At 71.6% G+C, this 18,843-nt stretch carries 17 protein-coding genes and 1 tRNA gene; 6 read left to right on the top strand and 12 right to left on the bottom strand.

Annotated elements, in window-relative coordinates:
- Nucleotides 1–50 precede the first annotated feature (50 nt).
- The 3 genes from leuE (at nt 51) to CG736_RS23670 (ending at nt 1,733) form a co-directional block, all read left to right on the top strand.
- Nucleotides 51–704: a leucine efflux protein LeuE gene (leuE, locus tag CG736_RS23660; RefSeq protein ID WP_100588332.1), complete on the top strand. Its 654-nt coding sequence runs from the start codon at nt 51–53 to the stop codon at nt 702–704.
- 106 nt (nt 705–810) lie between these two features.
- Nucleotides 811–887 (top strand) — tRNA-Thr (locus tag CG736_RS23665).
- A gap of 567 nt (nt 888–1,454) precedes the next feature.
- The gene (locus CG736_RS23670) at nt 1,455–1,733 is read left to right on the top strand and encodes a hypothetical protein (RefSeq protein ID WP_157815696.1); all 279 of its coding nucleotides are present in this window, start codon (nt 1,455–1,457) and stop codon (nt 1,731–1,733) included.
- A gap of 112 nt (nt 1,734–1,845) precedes the next feature.
- Here CG736_RS23670 and CG736_RS23675 read toward each other — a convergent pair whose 3' ends face one another.
- The 3 genes from CG736_RS23675 to CG736_RS23685 are packed head-to-tail and all read right to left on the bottom strand — an operon-like array spanning nt 1,846 to nt 5,433.
- A complete protein-coding gene (locus CG736_RS23675) occupies nt 1,846–3,087 on the bottom strand; it encodes a sulfate adenylyltransferase subunit 1 (protein WP_043915019.1) in 1,242 nt (413 codons plus the stop codon).
- Entirely contained in the window at nt 3,087–4,028 is a 942-nt protein-coding gene (gene cysD, locus CG736_RS23680; RefSeq protein ID WP_100588200.1) for a sulfate adenylyltransferase subunit CysD, read from the bottom strand. Before cysD ends, CG736_RS23675 begins: the two co-directional genes overlap by 1 nt.
- The gene (locus tag CG736_RS23685) at nt 4,009–5,433 is read right to left on the bottom strand and encodes a cation:proton antiporter (protein WP_100588201.1); all 1,425 of its coding nucleotides are present in this window, start codon (nt 5,431–5,433) and stop codon (nt 4,009–4,011) included. The genes cysD and CG736_RS23685 overlap by 20 nt, the downstream gene beginning before the upstream one ends.
- A gap of 116 nt (nt 5,434–5,549) precedes the next feature.
- Here CG736_RS23685 and CG736_RS23690 point away from each other — a divergent pair, with 116 nt between their 5' ends.
- Nucleotides 5,550–6,299 carry an SDR family NAD(P)-dependent oxidoreductase gene (locus tag CG736_RS23690; protein ID WP_100588202.1) on the top strand — a complete coding sequence of 250 codons (750 nt, stop codon included), beginning with the start codon at nt 5,550–5,552 and terminating at the stop codon, nt 6,297–6,299.
- Nucleotides 6,300–6,322: 23 nt separating this feature from the next.
- Here the strand turns inward: CG736_RS23690 and CG736_RS23695 are convergent, their stop codons facing one another.
- From CG736_RS23695 to CG736_RS23720, 6 genes are all read right to left on the bottom strand, one after another.
- Nucleotides 6,323–7,744, bottom strand: a complete 1,422-nt coding sequence (locus CG736_RS23695; RefSeq protein ID WP_100588203.1) for an adenylosuccinate lyase family protein — start codon at nt 7,742–7,744, stop codon at nt 6,323–6,325.
- Between the two features lie 107 nt (nt 7,745–7,851).
- The gene (locus CG736_RS23700; protein WP_100588204.1) at nt 7,852–9,021 is read right to left on the bottom strand and encodes a Glu/Leu/Phe/Val dehydrogenase dimerization domain-containing protein; all 1,170 of its coding nucleotides are present in this window, start codon (nt 9,019–9,021) and stop codon (nt 7,852–7,854) included.
- A 31-nt stretch (nt 9,022–9,052) separates the two neighbouring features.
- Nucleotides 9,053–10,414, bottom strand: coding sequence for a cystathionine beta-synthase (locus tag CG736_RS23705; protein WP_043915011.1), 1,362 nt, complete (start codon nt 10,412–10,414; stop codon nt 9,053–9,055).
- A complete protein-coding gene (locus CG736_RS23710) occupies nt 10,401–12,140 on the bottom strand; it encodes a thiamine pyrophosphate-dependent enzyme (RefSeq protein WP_100588205.1) in 1,740 nt (579 codons plus the stop codon). The genes CG736_RS23705 and CG736_RS23710 overlap by 14 nt, the downstream gene beginning before the upstream one ends.
- Before the next feature lie 31 nt (nt 12,141–12,171).
- On the bottom strand, nt 12,172–13,410 hold the full coding sequence (locus tag CG736_RS23715) for an ABC transporter substrate-binding protein (RefSeq protein WP_100588206.1): 1,239 nt from the start codon (nt 13,408–13,410) through the stop codon (nt 12,172–12,174).
- A gap of 28 nt (nt 13,411–13,438) precedes the next feature.
- Entirely contained in the window at nt 13,439–14,563 is a 1,125-nt protein-coding gene (locus tag CG736_RS23720; RefSeq protein WP_100588207.1) for a sulfotransferase, read from the bottom strand.
- A 275-nt stretch (nt 14,564–14,838) separates the two neighbouring features.
- Between CG736_RS23720 and CG736_RS23725 the strand changes: the two genes are divergently transcribed.
- The gene (locus CG736_RS23725; RefSeq protein WP_100588208.1) at nt 14,839–15,837 is read left to right on the top strand and encodes a bifunctional lysylphosphatidylglycerol flippase/synthetase MprF; all 999 of its coding nucleotides are present in this window, start codon (nt 14,839–14,841) and stop codon (nt 15,835–15,837) included.
- 80 nt (nt 15,838–15,917) lie between these two features.
- Nucleotides 15,918–16,058, top strand: coding sequence for a hypothetical protein (locus CG736_RS37160; protein WP_167349409.1), 141 nt, complete (start codon nt 15,918–15,920; stop codon nt 16,056–16,058).
- 59 nt (nt 16,059–16,117) lie between these two features.
- Here the strand turns inward: CG736_RS37160 and CG736_RS23730 are convergent, their stop codons facing one another.
- The 3 genes from CG736_RS23730 to CG736_RS23740 all read right to left on the bottom strand — a co-directional run bounded on the left by CG736_RS23730 (nt 16,118) and on the right by CG736_RS23740 (nt 18,832).
- A complete protein-coding gene (locus CG736_RS23730; RefSeq protein ID WP_100588209.1) occupies nt 16,118–17,311 on the bottom strand; it encodes a methylated-DNA--[protein]-cysteine S-methyltransferase in 1,194 nt (397 codons plus the stop codon).
- Between the two features lie 121 nt (nt 17,312–17,432).
- Complete coding sequence (locus tag CG736_RS23735) at nt 17,433–17,768, bottom strand: VOC family protein (RefSeq protein ID WP_100588210.1); 336 nt, start codon at nt 17,766–17,768, stop codon at nt 17,433–17,435.
- A gap of 74 nt (nt 17,769–17,842) precedes the next feature.
- Nucleotides 17,843–18,832, bottom strand: coding sequence for a VlmB-like protein (locus CG736_RS23740; protein ID WP_100588211.1), 990 nt, complete (start codon nt 18,830–18,832; stop codon nt 17,843–17,845).
- Nucleotides 18,833–18,843 lie beyond the last annotated feature (11 nt).

Raw genomic sequence — 18,843 nt, forward strand, 5'->3', positions numbered from 1 at the left:
ATGGCGCAGCCCCTTCGGCGTTCCTGCCTCCCGGACCCTTGGAGATCGTCGTGCTCGGCGTCCACGACCTGACCACCTACATCCTCGGCGCACTGGTCATCGTCCTGCTGCCCGGACCGAACTCCCTCTACGTGCTCTCGGTCGCCGCCCGCAAGGGCGTCCGCACCGGCTACCGCGCCGCCTGCGGCGTCTTCCTCGGCGACCTCACCCTGATCAGCCTCACCTCCCTCGGTGCGGCCTCCCTGCTGCGCGCCAACCCCGCGGTCTTCGCGGTGGTCAAGTTCGGCGGCGCGGCCTACCTGCTCTGGATAGGCCTCGGCATGCTGCGCGCCGCCCGGCAGATGTGGCGCGAGCGGGCGGTCGTCACCGGCGCCGACCCTGATTCCCCCGCCGAGCAGGACACCGAGCGCCCGTTCCGCCGCGCGCTGGTCATCAGCCTGCTCAACCCCAAGGCGATCCTGTTCCTGCTCTCGTTCTTCACCCAGTTCGTGGACACCGACTACGGCGCCCCCGCCCTCTCCTTCGCCCTCCTCGGCGGCGTCCTGCAGACCTTCTCCTTCCTCTACCTCTCGCTGCTGATCTTCGCGGGCACCTCCCTCGCCAACGCCTTCCGCCGCCGCAAGCGACTCTCCGCCGGCCTCACCTCCTCGGTCGCCGTCCTGTTCGCCGGCTTCGCCGCGAAACTCGCCGTCTCCTCCGCCTGACCGGCCCGCCCCACCACCGCGTACGGACCACCCCGGAAACTGTGTAGACTGACCCGCGTTGCCGATGCGACCCTGGTTCCACCAGCCGGTCTGTCCTGGCAGCGGTGCCGCCTTAGCTCAGTTGGCCAGAGCAACGCACTCGTAATGCGTAGGTCATGGGTTCGAATCCCATAGGCGGCTCCAAGAAACCCCAGGTCGTAGATTTCGACCTGGGGTTTTCGCGTTCCCGTTCCGGTATCGAAGATCGGGATGTCCGAGCGGAATGTGAAGTTCCGGTAGAGCCCCCCGGCCGGCGGGCCGCAATTCGGGGCCTCGGCATGTGCGAGCGGCAGGCGGATCGTGTCGAAGCGAGATGTCCGAACTGTATTGCTTTGGCCGTTCGCCTTCCCCGGTTATACCAGGGGTCCTGTCGGATTCTTGCCAGTGCGGCCATGGCGGATCTGACACGATTGAACCGTGCTGGGCGCGGGATTGCGCGGCCGGACACCTGGAGCTGCCCCTGGCGGCCGGACGCCCCCCGGCCGGCCGCCACGGGCCGGATGGCGACTGGTCGAACTGGTCCGGAGGAGGTACGTCATGGCAGCTGATGGAGGGGAATTCCGACTGGAGGAAGACACGGAGATCCTGCGGGATCAGGTTGTTTTCCACAGAATGTCCCTCGGGGAGTACTGCCGTGAGTTCTCGGAATCCGAGTTGGACGAGCGGCTCGTTCCGTGGTCGCGGGTGACCATCGCGGGGATTCTCCGCGAATTGACCAACTACGAATTCGACTGGTCCGACTGCGTCCACCGGCACGTGGGCATGGTCGTGCGGAACGAGCAGCCGCAGCACCGGAGCGGCGAAGCGGACGTGTTCGACACCTGGCAGGTGGCCTGCACCCGCTCGCGGCTCGCCGCGGACCACCTGGAATCGCTGTGCGCGCAGGGGAAGTTCACCGACGAGCGGCTCCGGATGGCGCTGCTGCCGCTCGGCGCGACGTACGCGCGGTACCTGGCCCAGCTCCAACTGCTGCGCACCGAGCGCCAGTAGCGGCGCACGGAGGCCCGCGGCCGGGTGGCGCGGTGCGGACCCTCGCGCCACCCGGCCCGGTCCGGGGCCCGGAACCCGCAGGTACCGGCCGGACCGGGCCGAGGGCGTGGGGTCACACGATGATTCCGGCGCCCACGGTGTGGTTGGTCGACTCGTCGATCAGGATGAACCCGCCGAGCGTCCGGTTCCGGCGGTACTCGTCGAAGACCAGCGGCGCGGTGAGGCGGAACCTGACCCGGCCGATCTGATTGCAGGTCAGCTCGGCCGCCGGCGTCTCGTGCAGGGTGTTGATGTCGAGCTGGTGGTCGATCGCCTCGACGCTCGCCCGGACGCGGCGCGTCGTGTGCTTGAGCACGTAGCGCTGCTGCGGGACGAGCGGCGCCGTTTCGTCCATCCAGCAGACCAGGGCCTCCAGTTCGCCGGCGACGGTGGGCACGTCCTGCGGCGGGCAGAGCAGGTCGCCCCGGGAGACGTCCAGCTTGTCGGAGAGCTGGACGGTCACCGACATCGGCGGCCGGGCCTCGGTGACCGGGCCGGACGGCGAGTCGATCCGCGTGATGGTGGTGGTGGTCCGCGACGGCATGACCAGCACCTCGTCGCCGGTCCGCAGGACGCCGCCGGCGACCTGGCCGGCGTAGCTGCGGTGGTCGGTGACCGTGACGGACTGCGGGCGGATCACGTACTGCACCGGGAACCGCGTCCCGGTCCCGAGGTCGGCCGACCCGGCGGGCGCGCTCTCCAGCAGCTCCAGCAGGGGCGGCCCGTCGTACCACGGCATGTTCTCCGACCGGTTCACCACGTTGTCGCCCCGCAGCGCCGACACGGGGAGCACGGTGACCTGCTTGGTGCCGATCTGCCGGGCGTACTCCGTGAATTCGGCGCGGATCTCCTCGAAGCGGTCGCGGTCGAACCCGACCAGGTCCATCTTGTTCACGCACAGGACCAAGTGCTCGACGCCCAGCAGGGTGCAGAGGATGGCGTGCCGACGGCTCTGCTCCACCAGGCCCTTGCGGGCGTCGGCCAGGATGAGCGCGAGATCGGCCGTCGACGCCCCGGTGACCATGTTCCGGGTGTACTGGCTGTGCCCCGGGGTGTCGGCGACGATGAACTTCCGCTTGGGGGTGGAGAAGTAGCGGTAGGCGACGTCGATGGTGATGCCCTGCTCGCGTTCGGCCCGCAGGCCGTCGGTGAGCAGCGACAGATCGGTGTAGTCGTCGCCGCGGGCGTGCGACACCGCCTCCACGGCGGCCAGCTGGTCGTCGAACAGCGACTTGGTGTCGTAGAGCAGACGGCCGATGAGCGTGGACTTGCCGTCGTCGACGGAGCCGGCCGTGGCGAACCGCAACATGCTCATCAGAAGTACCCCTCACGCTTGCGATCTTCCATGGCGGACTCGCTGACCTTGTCGTCGCCGCGGGTGGCGCCGCGCTCGGTCAGCCTGGTGCTGAGCAGCTCCTCGATGACGTCCTCGGGCGTGGTCGCGTCGGAGACGACGGCGGCCGTGCAGGAGGCGTCGCCGATCGTGCGGTACCGCACCCGCGCCGTGAACGGCTCCTCGCCGGGCCGCACCGGGAGGTGCTTGTGCACGCCGTAGAGCATGCCGTCGCGGCTCACCACCGTGCGGTCGTGGGCGTAGTACAGCGCCGGCAGCTCGATCTCCTCCCGGGCGATGTAGTTCCAGATGTCGATCTCGGTCCAGTTCGACAGCGGGAACACCCGGATGGACTCGCCGGGGCGCACCGACGGGTTGTACAGCGACCAGAGTTCGGGACGCTGCCGCTTCGGGTCCCACTGGCCGAACTCGTCGCGGAAACTGACGACCCGTTCCTTGGCCCGGGCCTTCTCCTCGTCGCGGCGGGCGCCGCCGAAGAGCGCGTTGAGGCGGTGCCGTTCCGCGGTCTGGAGCAGCACGGGCGTCTGGATCGCGTTGCGCATGCCCGACCGGGGTTCGACGACGAGCCCCGAGTCGATCCCCTCCTGCACGCTTCCGACGATCAGCTGCGCGTCGAGTTCGGCGACCAGCTTGTCCCGGAGGTCCAGCACTTCGTCGAAGTTGTGGCCGGTGTCCACGTGCACCAGCGGGAACGGGATCCTGGCGGGGGCGAAGGCCTTCTGGGCCAGGCGGAGCATCACGATCGAGTCCTTGCCGCCGGAGAACAGCAGGCCCGGGCGCTCGGCCTCCGCGACGACCTCGCGGAGGATGAAGATCGCCTCGGCCTCCAGGGCGGCCAGGTGCTCGGTGTCCGATGCCGCGCGCGGGTCCGCGGCCGTCCGGTCAGCTGAGGAGCGGGGCATCGAGGTCCTCCTTCGCGAGGGACATGGAAGCGGGTCCGTCGGGCGTCGCCGCGGGCGGTTGCTGTTTCGGCACGACCCGGCGCAGGATCGGCCCGGTCATCGCCGTGGTGACCAGTGCCATGCAGACGAACATGGCGAACAACGCGGGTGTGAGCACGCCGAGTTCGACGCCGAGGTTGAGCACGATGAGTTCGGTGAGCCCGCGGCAGTTCATCATCGCGCCGATCGCCAGGGACTCCCGTCGGCTGTAGCCGCCCACCGAGAGCGCCGCCACCGTGCCGCTGCCGAACTTCGCCACGACCGCCACCACGAGGACCGCGAGGCAGGTCAGCCACGCGGTCGTGCCGCTGAGCGTGTTCAGCTGGGTCCGGAGGCCGACGATGGCGAAGAACAGCGGCAGCATCACCCAGACCGTGACGCCCTGGATCTTGCCGGCCATCTCGCGGAACAGCGGCGACTGGCGGGGCATGACCACGCCGGCCATGAACGCGCCGAAGATGGTGTGCACGCCCATCCGGTCGGTGGCGAGCGCGCTCACCAGGACCAGGCAGATCAGCCCGGCGGACACCCCGTCGCGCACGGACGGGCGGCGGTCCGCCCACCGCAGGGTGCGCGCCAGCAGCGGTCGGACGACCAGCATCATGATCACCACGAAGGCCGCCATGTAGGCGACCGCCAGGACCGCGGACGTCACCGAGGTGCCGCGCACGATGGCGATGACCACCACCAGCAGGCTCCAGCCGGTGGCGTCACCGATCCCGGCCGCCGCCATGCCCGTCACGCCCAGCGGGCTGTGCAGCATGCGCCGTTCGGCCAGGATCCTGGCCAGCACCGGGAACGCGGTGATGGCGAAGGAGAGCCCGATGAACAGCAGGTAGGCCGTCATGCCGGCCCCGTTGGACGGGTAGCGGTGGTGGAGCCACAGCGCCATCGAGATGCCGATGAGGAACGGGATCGCGGTCGACGCGTGCCCGATGACGAGACCGGTGCGGGTGCTCCGGCGGAGCAGTCCGGACGGCAGTTCGGCGCCGACCAGGAACATGAAGAAGACCACGCCGAGTTGGGCCAGCAGGTCCAGCTGCGGCAGGACCGAAGCGGGGAACAGCGCGTGCTGCACCTGCGGTGCGAGGGCGCCCAGCACGGACGGACCCAGCACGAAACCGGCCACCAGCTCGCCCACGACGGCCGGTTGGCCGCACCGCCGGGCCACTGCGCCGCCGAGGGCGGCGACGGCGATCACCACGGAGGCGGCGATGAGCAGGCGGAACAACGGCCCGCCGGCACCGGCCGGATGGGCCGCGGCCTGGGCGGTGGACCCGCCCGCGCGGTGGGTCAGCAGAAGAGCCACCGCGGCGGCCACCGGCACCAGTACAGTGATCGAATAGACGCTTATCCAGCGCCTCATAGCCAGTTCTCCGTTCGGATGGGCAGAGGCCGGGATCGGTAACGGATGTCAGCCTCCGGCGACGGGCCCCCACGGGCCTGCGCCACGGGGGACACAGCGTGGGGGAGGTTCGGGCGATGAGCAGGTTTGCGGTGGTCTCCGGCGGTGGCACCGGGATCGGCAAGGCGGTGGCCGCGGCACTCGTGGCCGAGGGGGCGGAGGTGCTGCTGCTGGGTCGGCGCGCCGAGGTCCTGGACGCCGCGGTGGCGGAACTGAACGAAGCCGCGGGCGGGAAGCAGGTCCGGTCGCTGACGGCCGACCTGGCCGAGCCCGCGGACGTGGCCCGGATCGCCGACGGCCTCGCCGCGGCCGGCCGGCCCGTCGACGTGCTGGTCAACAACGCCGGCGGCAACCTCGCGCCGCAGCCGTCGGAGGACCTGGGGCAGATCCGCCGGGACTGGCTGGCCAACTTCACCGGCAACGTGCTGCCCGTCGTGCTGCTGACGCAGGCCCTGCTGCCGGTGATGGCCCGCCCGGGCGGCCGGATCGTCACCGTCGGTTCGGTCGCGGCGCTGCGCGGCTCCGGCTCGTACGGCGGAGCGAAGGCCGCGCTGCACCCGTGGTCCTCCGAGCTCGCGCTGAAGGTCGCGCCGGAGGGGATCACCGTGAACGTGGTCGCGCCCGGATACATCGGGGGCACCGAGTTCTACGGCGACCGGATGTCCGACGAGTTCCACGCCGACCGGTCCCGCCAGGCCCCGGTGGGCCGCGGCGGAACCGTCGAGGAGGTCGCCGCGGCCGTGCTCTACCTGGCGGGTCCCGGCGGCGGGTTCACCACCGGCCAGGTGCTCCAGGTCAACGGCGGCGCCGTCACGGGCCGCGGCTGACCCGTCCCGCACGGCCGGAGGGGTCACCGGGCGTCCAGTGACCCGAGCGACTTGTGGGCCTCGGCGACCACCCGGGCGGCGAGCGCGGCGGAGGAGCCGAGGTAGCCGTCCGGGTTGAAGATCTCGGCCAGCTCCGCGGCGCTGAACAGGCCGCTGATCCGGGGGTGCTCCGCGAGGAGGGTCCGCACCGGCCGGCCCTCCTGCTGGGCCTGCTGGGTCAGGTCGTAGACGGCCTCGTGCGCCCGCTGCTTGCCGATCTGCCGGCCCAGGGCCAGCATCAGCCGCTCGGACATGATCTTGTCCGCGACGGCCTCGGCGTTCGCCCGCATCCGGTCGGTGTGGACGATCAGCCCGGTGACGCTCTCCAGCATCATCGTGCAGGCGGCCAGGCAGTAGTGGGCGATGTCGGGCACCACTGCCCACTCGATGCGCAGCGCCCGGGAGTCGCGCTCGTGGTCGCCGATCAGGGCGGCGAGCGCGGCGGCGGCCTGCCCGCTCGCCAGCCGGGCCATGACGACGATCTGCTCGGCGCGCTCGGGGTTGCGCTTGTGCGGCATGGTGCTGCTGCCGACCTTGCCCGGCCGCCAGGCCTCCGAGACCTCGCCGAACTCGGGCCGGGACAGGGTCCGGATCTCGTCGGCGATGCGGCCGAGGGTGCCGGTGACCATGGCCAGCACCGTGACGAACTCGACCGGGCGGTCCCGGGCGGCGTGCCACACGGTGGTCGGCACCTTCAGGCCGAGCCGGTCGGCGAACCGGTCCAGCAGCGCCGGCCCGAGCTCGCCGAAGCCCGCCATGCTGCCCGCGCCGCCGAACAGCTGGGCCGCCACGGCCCGCTCGCGGAGCTCGGTCAGCCGGTCGCGGTGGCGCAGCAGTTCGTCGGTCCAGCCGGAGACCTTCAGTCCGAAGCCGATCGGCAGGGCCGGCTGGGCGTGGGTCCGGCCCAGCATCACGGTCTCGGCGTGCTCGCCGGCCAGACCGGACAGGCAGTCGATGAGCCGGGCGACCTGGGGTTCGAGGACGTCCAGCACGTCGCGGATCTCCAGGCTCTGCGCGGTGTCCTGGATGTCCTGGGTGGTGGCGCCGTAGTGGATGTACTGGCCGGCCTCCGGGCCGCAGACGGTCTCGAAGACGCGCAGCAGGCCGACGAGGGAGTGACCGGAGTCCTCGATCGACTCCTGGACGGCGTCCAGGTCGAGGAGCTCCAGCTTGGCGGACGCGGCGATCTTCTCGGCCATGTCCTGCGGGATCAGGCCGAGTTCGCCCTGGGCCAGGGCCAGCGCGGCCTCGATGTCCAGCCAGCGCTGGTTGCGGCAGACGTCGCAGAAGATGCGGCGGCTGTCGGGCGTGGCGTAGCGGTTGCCGTAGAAGCGGGAGTCGGTGATGTGGCCGCGGTCGTGGCGACAGGACTCGGTGGTGACGGCGTCGTGGGTGTGGGTGCTCATCGTGGGGCTCCGTAGGGTGTGGCGGCCAGGAGGGCGGGTACGGCGTGCCGGGTCGTTCACCCGACGGCTCCCCGGGAGCGGAGGTCCGGCTCCCGGGGCGGGGTTGTTCAGGCGCGGATGTCGCTGAGCGTGAGGTACGGGCAGTGGCCGTAGGCGGGCGCGTCCGGGTCGACCTTGGTGCGGGCGGCCAGCTCCATGGCGGCGTCACGCGGGGTCAGGCCCCGGAGCCGGGCGGACTGGAACAGCTCGTCGACGAGCTGGCGGGTCAGGTGGGCGGACCGGCTGAGCACCTGCTCCGCGGTCGGGGCCTGCTTCGGGCCGAACAGGACCTCCATCGAGGCGGACCCGCCGATCCCGCCGATGAAGTCGGGGACGACCAGCACGCCGTGCAGGTGCAGCGCCCGCTCCACCGCGTCGCTCAGGCCGAGGTTGGCGCCCACGGCGACCGCCGCGCAGCGCAGCCGGGCGGCGCGGTCCGCGTCGAACGCGTCGGCCCCGGCGGCCAGGACCAGTACGTCCGCCTCCACGTCGAACAGCGACTCGCGCGAGGGCAGCGCGAGGGCCGGGTCGAGCCCGGGCACCGGGGTGCCCGGCGCGCTCGCGAGCAGGCGGGACAGGTCGAGGCCGCCGGGGGACGCGATCGCGCCGTGCTCGTCCGCGACGGCCACCAGCCGCACCCCCTCGTCGAGGAAGGCGTGCGCGGCGGCGCGGCCGAGCGTGCCGAAGCCCTGCAGGGCCACGGTGAGCGGGCCGGTGCGGTGGGCGGCCCGGGCTGCGCCGATCGCCGCGTGGCCGAGGATGTGGCCGGCCCGGCGCTGACTGAGCGTCAGGAAGCCGACCCGGTCCTTGAGTCGGGACATCCGGACCAGGAACTCGTCGTCGCTCAGGCCCTGGGCGTTCTTGACGGCGTACTTGACGGACGGGAGGCCGTGCCCGGCCGCCAGGCGCTGGAGCTGGTTCCAGTCGGTGCCCATGTCGGAGCCCATGCTGAAGCGGGTGCGCAGCTCCTCGGCGAGGAAGCCGAGGAACCCGCTCAGCACCTGCTCGGCGTCGGCCGCGCGCGGGTCGTGGTCGAGTCCGCACTTGGCGCCCTGGACGTTCAGGCCGAGCACCTGCTGCTTGAGCGTCATCCGGGCGGCCAGCGCGCCGAGTTCGGCCCCGCTGAGGCCGGGCCTCATCCGGCAGCCGCCGGCCGCCAGCCGCGCGGTGCCGCCGTCGTAGGCCAGCCAGCCGCGTGCGCCGGTCAGGGGGTCCTGGTAGCTGAGCGTCTCTGTCATGATCTTCCTCTCTTCGCCGGCCTGCCGCCGGTCACGCGAGAAGGGCCAGGAGGTCGTTGACGGTGATCACGGCGCGGGGGAGTCCGGCGTCCACGACGACCGCGGCGCCGGAGTCCCGCAGGACGCCGATCACGTCGGACAGCCGCTGGCCGACGCCGACCGGCGGCAGCGGGGCGGACATGCGCAGCCCCACCTCGTCGTCCGGGCCGATCAGGCCCTGGGCGACGCCCGCGGCGAGATCGGACTCGGTCAGCGCGCCGAGGATCTCCGGCAGGCGCACCGGCGCCTGCGCGGAGGCGACGAGGAGGTGGGAGAGCCCCTGCTCGCGCATCAGCTTGGCCGCGCTCGCCACGCGTTCGCGCGGGTCGACGAAGACCAGCGGACGGGAGTGGCCGGGCCGGGACAGCAGCTCGCCGACCCGCAGGCCCTCACCGGCCGCGTCGGTGAAGCCGAAGCGCTCGGTCCACTCGTCGTTGAAGATCTTCGACAGGTAGCCGCGCCCGGAGTCGGGGACCAGGACGACGACCAGGTCCTCGGGGCCCAGGTCGCGGGCCAGGTCGAGGGCCGCGGCCACCGCCATGCCGCCCGAGCCGCCGGTGAGGATGCCCTCCTCGCGGGCCAGCCGCCTGGTCAGCGCGATGGAGTCCCGGTCCGTCACGGCGAGGATCCGGTCGACCGCCTCCGGATCGAAGGACCCGGGGATGGACGGCTGGCCGACGCCCTCGACCACGTACGGGCGGCCCTCGCCGCCGGAGTAGACGGAGCCGTAGGGGTCGGCGCCGACGATGCGGACCCGCCCGCCGGAGACCTCCTTCAGGTAGCGGCCGGTGCCGGAGATGGAGCCCCCGGTGCCGACGCCGGCGACGAAGTGGGTGATCCGGCCCTCGGTCTGCGCCCAGATCTCCGGCCCGGTGGTGTGGTAGTGGGACTGCGGGTTGGCCGCGTTGGCGTACTGGTTGGGGGAGAACGCGCCGGGGATCTCGGCGGCCAGCCGCGCGGCGGTGCTCCGGTAGGACGACGGGTGGTCGACCGGCACCGCGGCCGGGCACACGTGGACCTCCGCCCCGTACGCCCGCAGCAGCGAGATCTTGTCCGTGGAGACCTTGTCCGGGCAGGTGAACACGCAGCGGTACCCGCGCTGTTGGGCGACCAGGGCGAGGCCGACCCCGGTGTTGCCCGAGGTGGGCTCCACGATGGTGCCGCCCGGCGCCAGCAGCCCCCGCTGCTCGGCGTCCCGGATCATCCGCAGGGCGATCCGGTCCTTGGCCGAACCGCCCGGGTTGAAGGACTCCAGCTTGGCCACGATCGTCGGGGCCAGCCCCTCGCTCACCCGGTGCAGCCGTACCAGCGGCGTGTCGCCGATCAGCTCCACCACCGACTCATGCCACGGCATCGCCCTGGCCCCCCTCTCGCTGTTCCTCGGTGCGGTTCTCCGTCGCCGGCGGCGTGATCCGCCGGTACGGGTTGGCGTGCAGCAGACTGGTGCGGATCTCGACCACGACCGGGCCCCCGGCGGCCAGCGCCTTGGCCAGCGCCGGACGGACCGCCGCCGGGCTGTCCACGGTCAGGCCCAGGGCGCCGAAGGACTCGGCGAGCGCCGCGAAGTCCGGGTTCGCCAGGCCGGTGGCGATCGTCCGGCCGGGGTAGTGCCGGTCCTGGTGCATCCGGATCGTGCCGTAGCAGTTGTTGTTCGAGACGATGTAGACCACGGGCAGCTTCCGGGCGCACGCGGTCATCAACTCGCCGCCGTTCATGAGGAATCCGCCGTCGCCGACGACCGCGACGGTGGGCACCCGGTCGCCGCGCAGCGCGGCGCTCACGGCCGCTCCGACGGCGAAGCCCATCGAGCTGGACGAGATCCCGAGCAGCCGGCCCTCCTCGCCGAACCTCAGGTAGCGGTACGTCCAGCTGGTGAACGTCCCGGAGTCGACGACCACGGTGACCTCACCGTTGGTGAGTTCGTCCAGGGCCGCGACGACCGCGCCGAACACCACGCCGTCGGGCGACTCCACCGGCTCCCAGCGGGCCTTCTGCTCCTCGATCCGGTGCAGGTCGGCCATCCACTGCGCGCGCCCGCCGTCCGGGTCGGACGGGGGGAGGTCGACCAGCTCGCGCAGGAAGGCCGTCGGGTCCGCGGCGACGCCGACGGTGGGCTGGTGGAACAGGCCGATCCGGGCCCGGTCCGGGTGGACGTGGATCAGGCGCTGGTGCGGGCCGGGCGTCGGGAAGCGCCGCCCGGTGGTGCTGGTGTCCAGCCTGGTCCCCACCGCCAGCACCAGGTCGGCCCGTTCCAGTTCGGCGAGTTGGCTCGGCTGGGTGTTGTTGTGCAGGTGGCCGGCGAAGGCCGGGTGCCGGTTGGGCAGCAGGTGCTGGTTCTTGTTGCTGGTGATCACCGGGATCCGGTGCGCCTCCGCGACCTCGCGCAGCAGCCGGCGGCCCTGCGGGCCCTCCAGCCGGGCGCCGGCGAGGATCAGCGGACGCCGGGCCTCGGCGAGCAGCTCCTGGATCCGGCGGCTGCTCTCCCGGTCCGGCACGGACGCGCCGTGCACGGTGCGCCGCGACGGGACGGCCCGCGGGTCGGGCAGCGACCAGACGTCCTCGGGGACGGCGATGACCACCGGACCCGGGGTGCCGGACTCGGCGACCTGCACGGCCCGGGCCACGAACTCGGCCGTGGCGGCGGGCTCGTGCAGCCGCCAGACCGCCTTGGCCATGCCGCCCAGGTGCCGGCCCAGGTCGATCCCCTGGAAGGGTTCGCGGTCCGTCTCGGCCAGCGGGACGTCACCGACGATCAGCACCAGCGGCGTCGCGTCCTCCGCGGCGGCGTGCACCGCGATCGCGGCGTTGGTGGCGCCGGGCCCGCGGCTGACCAGGCAGACACCCGCCCGCCCGGTCAGCTTGGCGTCGGCCACCGCCATGAAGGCGGCGGAGCCCTCGTGCCGACAGGTCACCACATCGACCTGGGGCATGTCGTACAGCGCGTCGAGCAGGGGGAGGTAGCTCTCCCCAGCGACGCAGAACACCCGGTCGACGCCGTGCAGGTGCAGGCTGGCCGCCAGCGTGTGGGCGACGGTGCGCGGTCGGTCCGGCCCGCCCGGGGTGGTCACGGCGTTCGCCATGGTGGGACTCCTTGGCCCTTAGGCGCGGGGATCAGCCCGCGGATGGGGTGGACGGCGGAAGGTACTCGGCGGTCGCCAGCGACGGCGGGTAGATGATCGCCGAGTCGTCGAAGCTCTGGCCGTGCTTCTGGTACTGGAGGAGCTGCAGCTCCGGGGCGTTGTGGTGCCAGTGGGCGGGGCCGCGCTCGAAGCGCAGCGGACCGCGCCAGGTCTCGAACTCCATGGCCTCCAGGGCGTCCAGGAGGTCCTCGCGGCTGTCCGAGCGGGCGGCGTCGAGCGCCTTGGCGATGATGGTGACGTCGGTGAAGTGGGTGAGCGCGGTGTCCGGCGGGAAGGTGCCGTAGCGCTCGACGTATCGGTCGATGAACCAGTGCGCCAGGTCGGTCAGGCCGTCCCAGGACGGGCGGTAGCGCATGGCCGGCCACATGGTGCCGACGCCCTCCTCGCCGGTGAGCCGCCAGAAGTCGTCCGAGCGCAGCGGGAAGCCGAAGGTGACCATCATCGGGGTGCTCGGCCGCAGGCCGACCTCCCGGGCCTGCTCGATGATCATGTAGTTGGTCTTGATGACCGCGCCGTTGATGAACAGGTCGGGCTCGAACGCCTTGATGGCGCGCAGCTGCTCGCGGAAGTCGGTGGTGTCGTCCTGGGGGAAGTCGAACCGCAGGAACTCCATGCCGTGCCGCTGGGTGCCGTACTCGACCAGGGTGTCGGCCATCTGACCGCCGAACACGGTGTCCGCCGCGAGCAGGCCGATCCGCTTCATGCCGATCGAGGCCGCGAAGTCCAGCATCACCGGCACGCGGTCGGCGATCGAGAAGTACGAGCGGAACACGTTGCGGCGCTTCTGCGCGGTGATCAGGCTGTGGCCGTTCTCGACGAAGATCGGCAGGTTGTAGCGCTCGGCCACGTCGACCACCCACGGGGTGGTCCGCAGGTGCCACTGCCCCATGGCGGCCACCACGTTGTCCACCAGCGCCAGCTTGGTCATCTGCGCGGCCGAGGACTTGGCCATGCCCTCCTCGGCGGCCGTGGCCTGGTCGTCGTAGAGGACGAACTCGATCTGCCGGCCGCCGCGGGTGCCGCCGTGCTCGCGCACGTACTCGGCGCCCAGCACCGCCCCGCGGGTGACGAGCTCGCCGGCGGTCGGGTCGCCGGGCTCGTTCAGCGGCGTGATGATCCCGATGCGAACGGGGTTCTCCCCGGCGTGCTGGTTGCTGGCCGCGATGTTCTCACGGGCCCGGCTCTCGAAGGTGGACTCGGTCGTGGTCACAGTGTCAACTCCCCTGGCATGGTGGCGATCACAGACTGAACTCGGTGAGATAAGGGGCGAACCGCTCCTTGATTCCTTGCTCGGTGAGGCCGAACTCTTGCGGGGTGTAGCGGTGCTTGCCGGTCGTCGCGTCGTTCTCGGCGGCCATGAAGGCCGTCATCCGCCGCCGGGCCTCCGCCGTCAGCGGCACGCCGATGTAGTCGCAGACCCGCTCGGCGGTTCCCAGCGGATCGCCGACGACGTCCCGGAAGCGCAGGTCCAGCGGCGGCGTGCTGGTCGAACTCCGGCCCTGCTTCAGGCCGTTCAGCGCCTCGGCGGCGCTGTCCAGCCAGTAGCTGCCGATCTCCTCGCGGTCCACCGTGTCGCTGCGCGCGGCCCGCACCGTGGCCGTCAGGCTGCACACGCTGGGCACCGCGACGGACGGGTCGCGGTGCAGGCGGATCACCTTCGCGTCCGGGTAGACCTTGGCCAGGTCGTCGCCGTACCACAGGTGCGACGGGCACTTCAGCAGGACCGGCGCGCCGGGCCGGCGCCACAGCACCGTCCGCAGCTGCTCCTGGTGGAAGGCGTACGCCGGGACCATCGACTGCTCGCGCAGCCACTGGGCGTAGCCCGGGATCCGGTAGCGCAGCGCGTAGATGAAGTGGCGGAAGGAGTTGGCGGTCAGCCGGTGGCACTCCTCCGGCAGGTGCGACTGGAGCAGGTGGATCGACCGGAAGTCCGGAGCCGCGCGGTAGTACTCGGCGATGTACGCCTCGCAGGTGGCCACCAGCTCCTCGTCCGGCGCGGACGAGCCGGGCGCCATGGTCTCCCAGAGCGCCGGCGAGCGCAGGTCCGGGTGCTGGGCCAGCAGGTGCTGGAGGAAGGTGGTGCCGGTCCGCAGCAGGCCCGTGATGAACACCGGCTGCACCTGCACCTGGTCCAGCCCGGGGACCTCCCGCGTCATCCGCCGGACCCGCAGCTGGGTGACCAGGGAGGCCACCAGCGCGGCCCGGGCCCGCTCCCGGCCCTGTCGGTGCAGCCCGGCCTCGGCGTCGATCGCGCCGGCCAGCTGCTCCAGTTCCGGAAGGAAGCCCAGCGGGGTCTCCTCGTCGCCCTGGAGGCGACGCGCCTCGGCGACCAGCGCTCCCGGATCCAGGTCCGTGCCCTCCATGGACCGACGGCCCCCGCCATTCTCCGTCATGCCCCACTGCCTTCCGTCGGATTAATCTGGTCGACCGGTACCGACTCGCTCGACCGGGCCCTCACCGGGCCGGAAACATTCCACTCGCGGTATCGACCAGCTCACCGTAGGCGAATGCACCTGACGGGCCGCTGATGCATAACTGACCAGGTTGACCTCCGGAAACTCTTGCTGTGCTCTTCGGGGCTGTGCGATAACTGGTGGAAAACTCGTCACGCATCCCAGCTTTGAAGGGCGGAAGCGGCATGGCCGATAATTATGCAGAGTCGGACAAGGCGCTCGAGGCAATTCAGAAATACACCGTCGCCGACAATCCGAGCGCATTCCTCGCGGTCAACAGCGGGAACAGCTACTTCAGTTCGCCGAGTTCACCTGGCGTCATCGTCTACCGGCCGACCGGCCGGTACCTCGTGCAGTTCGGCGGCCCGTTCGCACCGGCCGAGTCCAGGGCCGCGCTGCTGAAGGACTTCGTGGCGTTCGCCGCCGAGCAGGACCGGACGATCGTCGCCGTGCAGGTCCAGGACGCGGACGCCGAGCCGTATCTCGAACAGGGCTTCACGATCAACCAGATGGGCGCCTCGTACGCCATCGACCTGAGCACGTTCTCGCTGCGCGGCACCGCGTTCATGCAGCTGCGCAACAAGATCGCCCGCTCCCTGCGCAGCGGCCTGGAGGTCCGCGAGGTGCCGCTGGACGACTGGGAGGGCCAGATGCGCGCCCTCGACGCCAGCTGGCTCGGCACCAAGGGCGAGGGCGTCAAGCAGCTCGAGTTCCTGGTCGGCCAGTACGGCGGCCACTACCAGTCGATGCGCCGGCTCTTCGTCGGCATCCTGGACGGCAAGCTGGCGGGCTACATCACCTACTCGCCGGTCTACGGCGCCCAGCCCGGCTGGCTGCACGACCTGACCCGCCGCCTCCCCAGCGGGCCGCCCGGGGTGATGGAGGCGATCAACAAGACCGCCATCGACGTCTTCACCGCGGAGGGCGTGAAGTTCCTGCACTTCGGGTTCACGCCGTTCACCTCGCTGGACAAGCGGCCGCAGCTGCCCGGGCACAGCGAGGCGTTCCACTGGTTCATGAGCCACCTGTGGGAGAACGGCGCCGCCGTCTACCCGGCGCAGACCCAGCTCGCCTACAAGCAGAAGTGGGCGCCGGGCATCGTCCTCCCGGAGAACATCGCCTTCCAGCACGGCGCGAGCATCCCGTCGCTGGTCCACATCTTCCGCGCCTGCAACGCGGTCTGACGGCGGGCTCCCGCACCGGCGGGAGCCGCAGACCGGATCGAGAAGGTCACACCGACCGACCAACCCAGGAGGAGGTCCAGATGTCCGAGGAGATCGACGCCGCGGGGCAGCGAGTCTTCGAAATGTTCGGCGCCGTGGCCGCGGCGCCCGACGACCGGGAGACCGGGGCGCTCGCGGACGAGGCGCTCGCCGCGCTCGACGCGCTGCTGGCCGCCCAGTAGCAAGCAGCACGCCGGCGCCCGAGGGCGCCGGCGTGGGACCCGAGCGGGGGCTTCCGGACTCAGACCGGGAGCCCCCGCTCGGTGAGTTCCAGGGACTGCCAGAGGTACCACGTCGCCACCGACCGGTACGGGCGCCAGAGCGCGGCCCGCTCCTCGATCTGCTGACGCGAGGCCTGCTCGGCGAGGCGGAACACCCGCGCGAAGCCGCTGCGCAGCCCGAGGTCGTCCACCGGCAGCACGTCGGCGCGGCCCAGCCGGAACATCAGGAACATCTGCGCCGACCAGCGGCCGATCCCGCGCACCGACGACAGGCAGGCGACGACCCCCTCGTCCTCCATCGCGCCGACCGCCTCCAGCTCCGGCAGCGCGCCGGAGTCGACCTTGTGCGCGAGGTCGCGGAGGGCGGCGACCTTCGGCCGGGACAGGCCGACCGACCGCAGTTGCTCGTCGGTGGCGCCGAGCACGTGCTCGGGGCGCAGCACGAGGCCCGGCCCGGGGAGCAGCAGTGTGCACAGCCGGCCGTGGATGGTGGCCGCGGCCTTGATCGACAGCTGCTGGAACACGATGGCCTCCGCGAGGGCGGAGAAGACGCTCGCCGTCGCGTTGAGCTCCATCGCGAACGGGCCGACGGCGTCGATCACCCCGGCCAGGCCGGGGTCCGAGCCGCGCAGGTAGGCGACGGCCGCAGCGGGGTCGAAGCGGAACCCGTCGGGCGCCGGGCCGGTCGGCAGCGTCCCGGCCTCGGCGGCGCGTTCGAGCGCCAGCAGGCCCAGCTTCGTGGTCACCCCGCCGCTCGCCGAGAAACCGCCGGGCCTGCCGCCGGCCGCGACCACGCGGTGGCAGGGGACGACGACGGCGAAGGGGTTGCGGCCGAGCGCCTGGCCGACGGCGCGGGCGGCGCCCGGCCGGCCGAGCTGCTGGGCGACCTCGCCGTAGGTGAGGGTCCGGCCGGGCGGGATCGACCGCGCGAGCTCGTACACCTGCCGGTGGAAGGGCGACACGCCGGACATGTCCAGGCCGATGGCCGACAGGTCGCTGTCGCCGCCCCGCAGGTGGAGCGCGATGTCGGCGGCCGCGGCCCGCACGGCGGGCGGCGGCGACGCCTCGGCCGCTCCCGGCACGGCCCGGGCCGCGTGCTCGCGGGTCCTCTCCCGGTCGTCGCCCGGCAGTGCCACACAGACCACGCCGCGCTCGTTCCAGGCGATCCCGCACTCGCCGATCGCGGTGTCGAAAAGTGTGAATCCGTGCTTCATGTCCTGTGGATCCCCTCGTCCTCCCCGGCGCACGCCTCGTCCGCCCCGGCCGGCCCGTGGGCCGAACACGGCGGCGGCAATCCGGAGGAACCGGATTGCCGCCGCCGTGGTTGCGCTGTCGTCAGGCCGCGCAGATACAGAACTCGTTGCCGTCGAGGTCCTTCAGGACGACCCAGCCGTCGTAGGCCTGGACCTCGGTGGCGCCGAGCTCCTTCAGGCGCGCGACCTCACCGTCGAGGTCGGCGGCGGAGAAGTCCAGGTGCAGCCGGTTCTTGCCCTCGCGCTGCTCGGGAACGAGCTGCAGGGAAATCGCGGCAGTGCCCTTCTCGGAGGCATCGAAGTACACGGTGGAATCGTCCGCGGAGGACACCGAGAAGCCGGTGGCCGCCTGCCAGAATTCCGTGGCCCGCTTCAGGTCGTTGGTGTCGATGCAGACGTTGCTGACCTGAATACCCATCTATTCCTCCTCAGATGCTGCCCATCAATTCGAACGGGCCGGGCCGGTCCGGCTCGGCCCATTCGCCACTCTGTCTACAGGATGCGGGGTGCCTGTGCACGCAGGAGGTCAATCGCCTCGGGAATCCCCATATACCGCAGGCGAGATTCGGCCAGTTCGTCGTTCCACTTGGCCGCCAGGTCCCAGCGGGACTGCGCGGTGGTGTCCAGCAGCATGGTGCCGGGGAAGAGCTCGAAGCCTTCCAGCACGTCACGGCGCTGGAGCATGCCCTCCTGGAACAGCTCCTCGCGGTGCATGACGAACTCGCGGTCGTTGATCTCGCCCCACAGCTCGCGGCCGCGGTGCAGGATGCCGATCACGTGCTCGCGCTCCTCGGGGTGCTTGATCAGGTGCTCGCGCACGATCGAGCTGCCCACGGCGAGGTGCCGGATCTCGTCGATCGCGGCGCCACGGGCGATCTCGCCGGCCACCGGGTCGAGCACGCCCCACTTGCGCTCGCTGAGCTCGGTGGACGCGGCCAGCACGCCCTCGATGATGATGGCGAACGCCACCACGCCGCCGATGAAGTCGCCCTCGGTGCGGGTGATCTGCTGCGCGAACTCCTTGATCGGCCGCAGCACCTGCTTCTCGTAGTCCGCGCCGACGGTGCGGATCCAGTCCATCAGGCCTTCCTTGGGGAGGCCCAGGTTGAGCAGGTGGTCCCGGAAGATCATGTGGTGCCGGGCCTCGTCCAGCAGCTGGGTGGAGAAGAACTCCAGCTCCTTGACGTCGGGCGCGGTGGCCACGTAGTCGGCCAGCACCTTGGTGGCGGCCTCCTCGTCCAGGGCGCGGTACGCCAGCTCCAGGCGCAGCGCCTCGCGCAGCGGACCGGGCTCCCGCATGTACTCGGGGGTGACGACGTCCGCGGAGTAGCCCCGCGGGCGGCCGGCCAGGGTGCCCTGGGCCACCGCGCTGAACCAGTAGCCCAGGTCGCACTGTTCGAGGGTCAGCGGCAGCGAGCCGGCGCCTTCGAGCAGGCCGGGGGCGTCGTGCCAGTCGGCCTCGAGCGGAATGCCGTTCGTCATCTCTACTCCTT

This window comes from Kitasatospora sp. CB02891, assembly GCF_002803145.1.
Lineage (GTDB): Bacteria > Actinomycetota > Actinomycetes > Streptomycetales > Streptomycetaceae > Kitasatospora > Kitasatospora griseola.

Coding starts and splice junctions, on each gene's coding strand:
- CG736_RS23675 (WP_043915019.1), bottom strand. CDS start 3,087: ATGAGCATGTTGCGGTTCGCCACGGCCGGCTCCGTCGACGACGGCAAG.
- cysD (WP_100588200.1), bottom strand. CDS start 4,028: ATGCCCCGCTCCTCAGCTGACCGGACGGCCGCGGACCCGCGCGCGGCA.
- CG736_RS23685 (WP_100588201.1), bottom strand. CDS start 5,433: ATGAGGCGCTGGATAAGCGTCTATTCGATCACTGTACTGGTGCCGGTG.
- CG736_RS23690 (WP_100588202.1), top strand. CDS start 5,550: ATGAGCAGGTTTGCGGTGGTCTCCGGCGGTGGCACCGGGATCGGCAAG.
- CG736_RS23695 (WP_100588203.1), bottom strand. CDS start 7,744: ATGAGCACCCACACCCACGACGCCGTCACCACCGAGTCCTGTCGCCAC.
- CG736_RS23700 (WP_100588204.1), bottom strand. CDS start 9,021: ATGACAGAGACGCTCAGCTACCAGGACCCCCTGACCGGCGCACGCGGC.
- CG736_RS23705 (WP_043915011.1), bottom strand. CDS start 10,414: ATGCCGTGGCATGAGTCGGTGGTGGAGCTGATCGGCGACACGCCGCTG.
- CG736_RS23710 (WP_100588205.1), bottom strand. CDS start 12,140: ATGGCGAACGCCGTGACCACCCCGGGCGGGCCGGACCGACCGCGCACC.
- CG736_RS23720 (WP_100588207.1), bottom strand. CDS start 14,563: ATGGAGGGCACGGACCTGGATCCGGGAGCGCTGGTCGCCGAGGCGCGT.
- CG736_RS23725 (WP_100588208.1), top strand. CDS start 14,839: ATGGCCGATAATTATGCAGAGTCGGACAAGGCGCTCGAGGCAATTCAG.
- CG736_RS37160 (WP_167349409.1), top strand. CDS start 15,918: ATGTCCGAGGAGATCGACGCCGCGGGGCAGCGAGTCTTCGAAATGTTC.
- CG736_RS23730 (WP_100588209.1), bottom strand. CDS start 17,311: ATGAAGCACGGATTCACACTTTTCGACACCGCGATCGGCGAGTGCGGG.
- CG736_RS23735 (WP_100588210.1), bottom strand. CDS start 17,768: ATGGGTATTCAGGTCAGCAACGTCTGCATCGACACCAACGACCTGAAG.
- CG736_RS23740 (WP_100588211.1), bottom strand. CDS start 18,832: ATGACGAACGGCATTCCGCTCGAGGCCGACTGGCACGACGCCCCCGGC.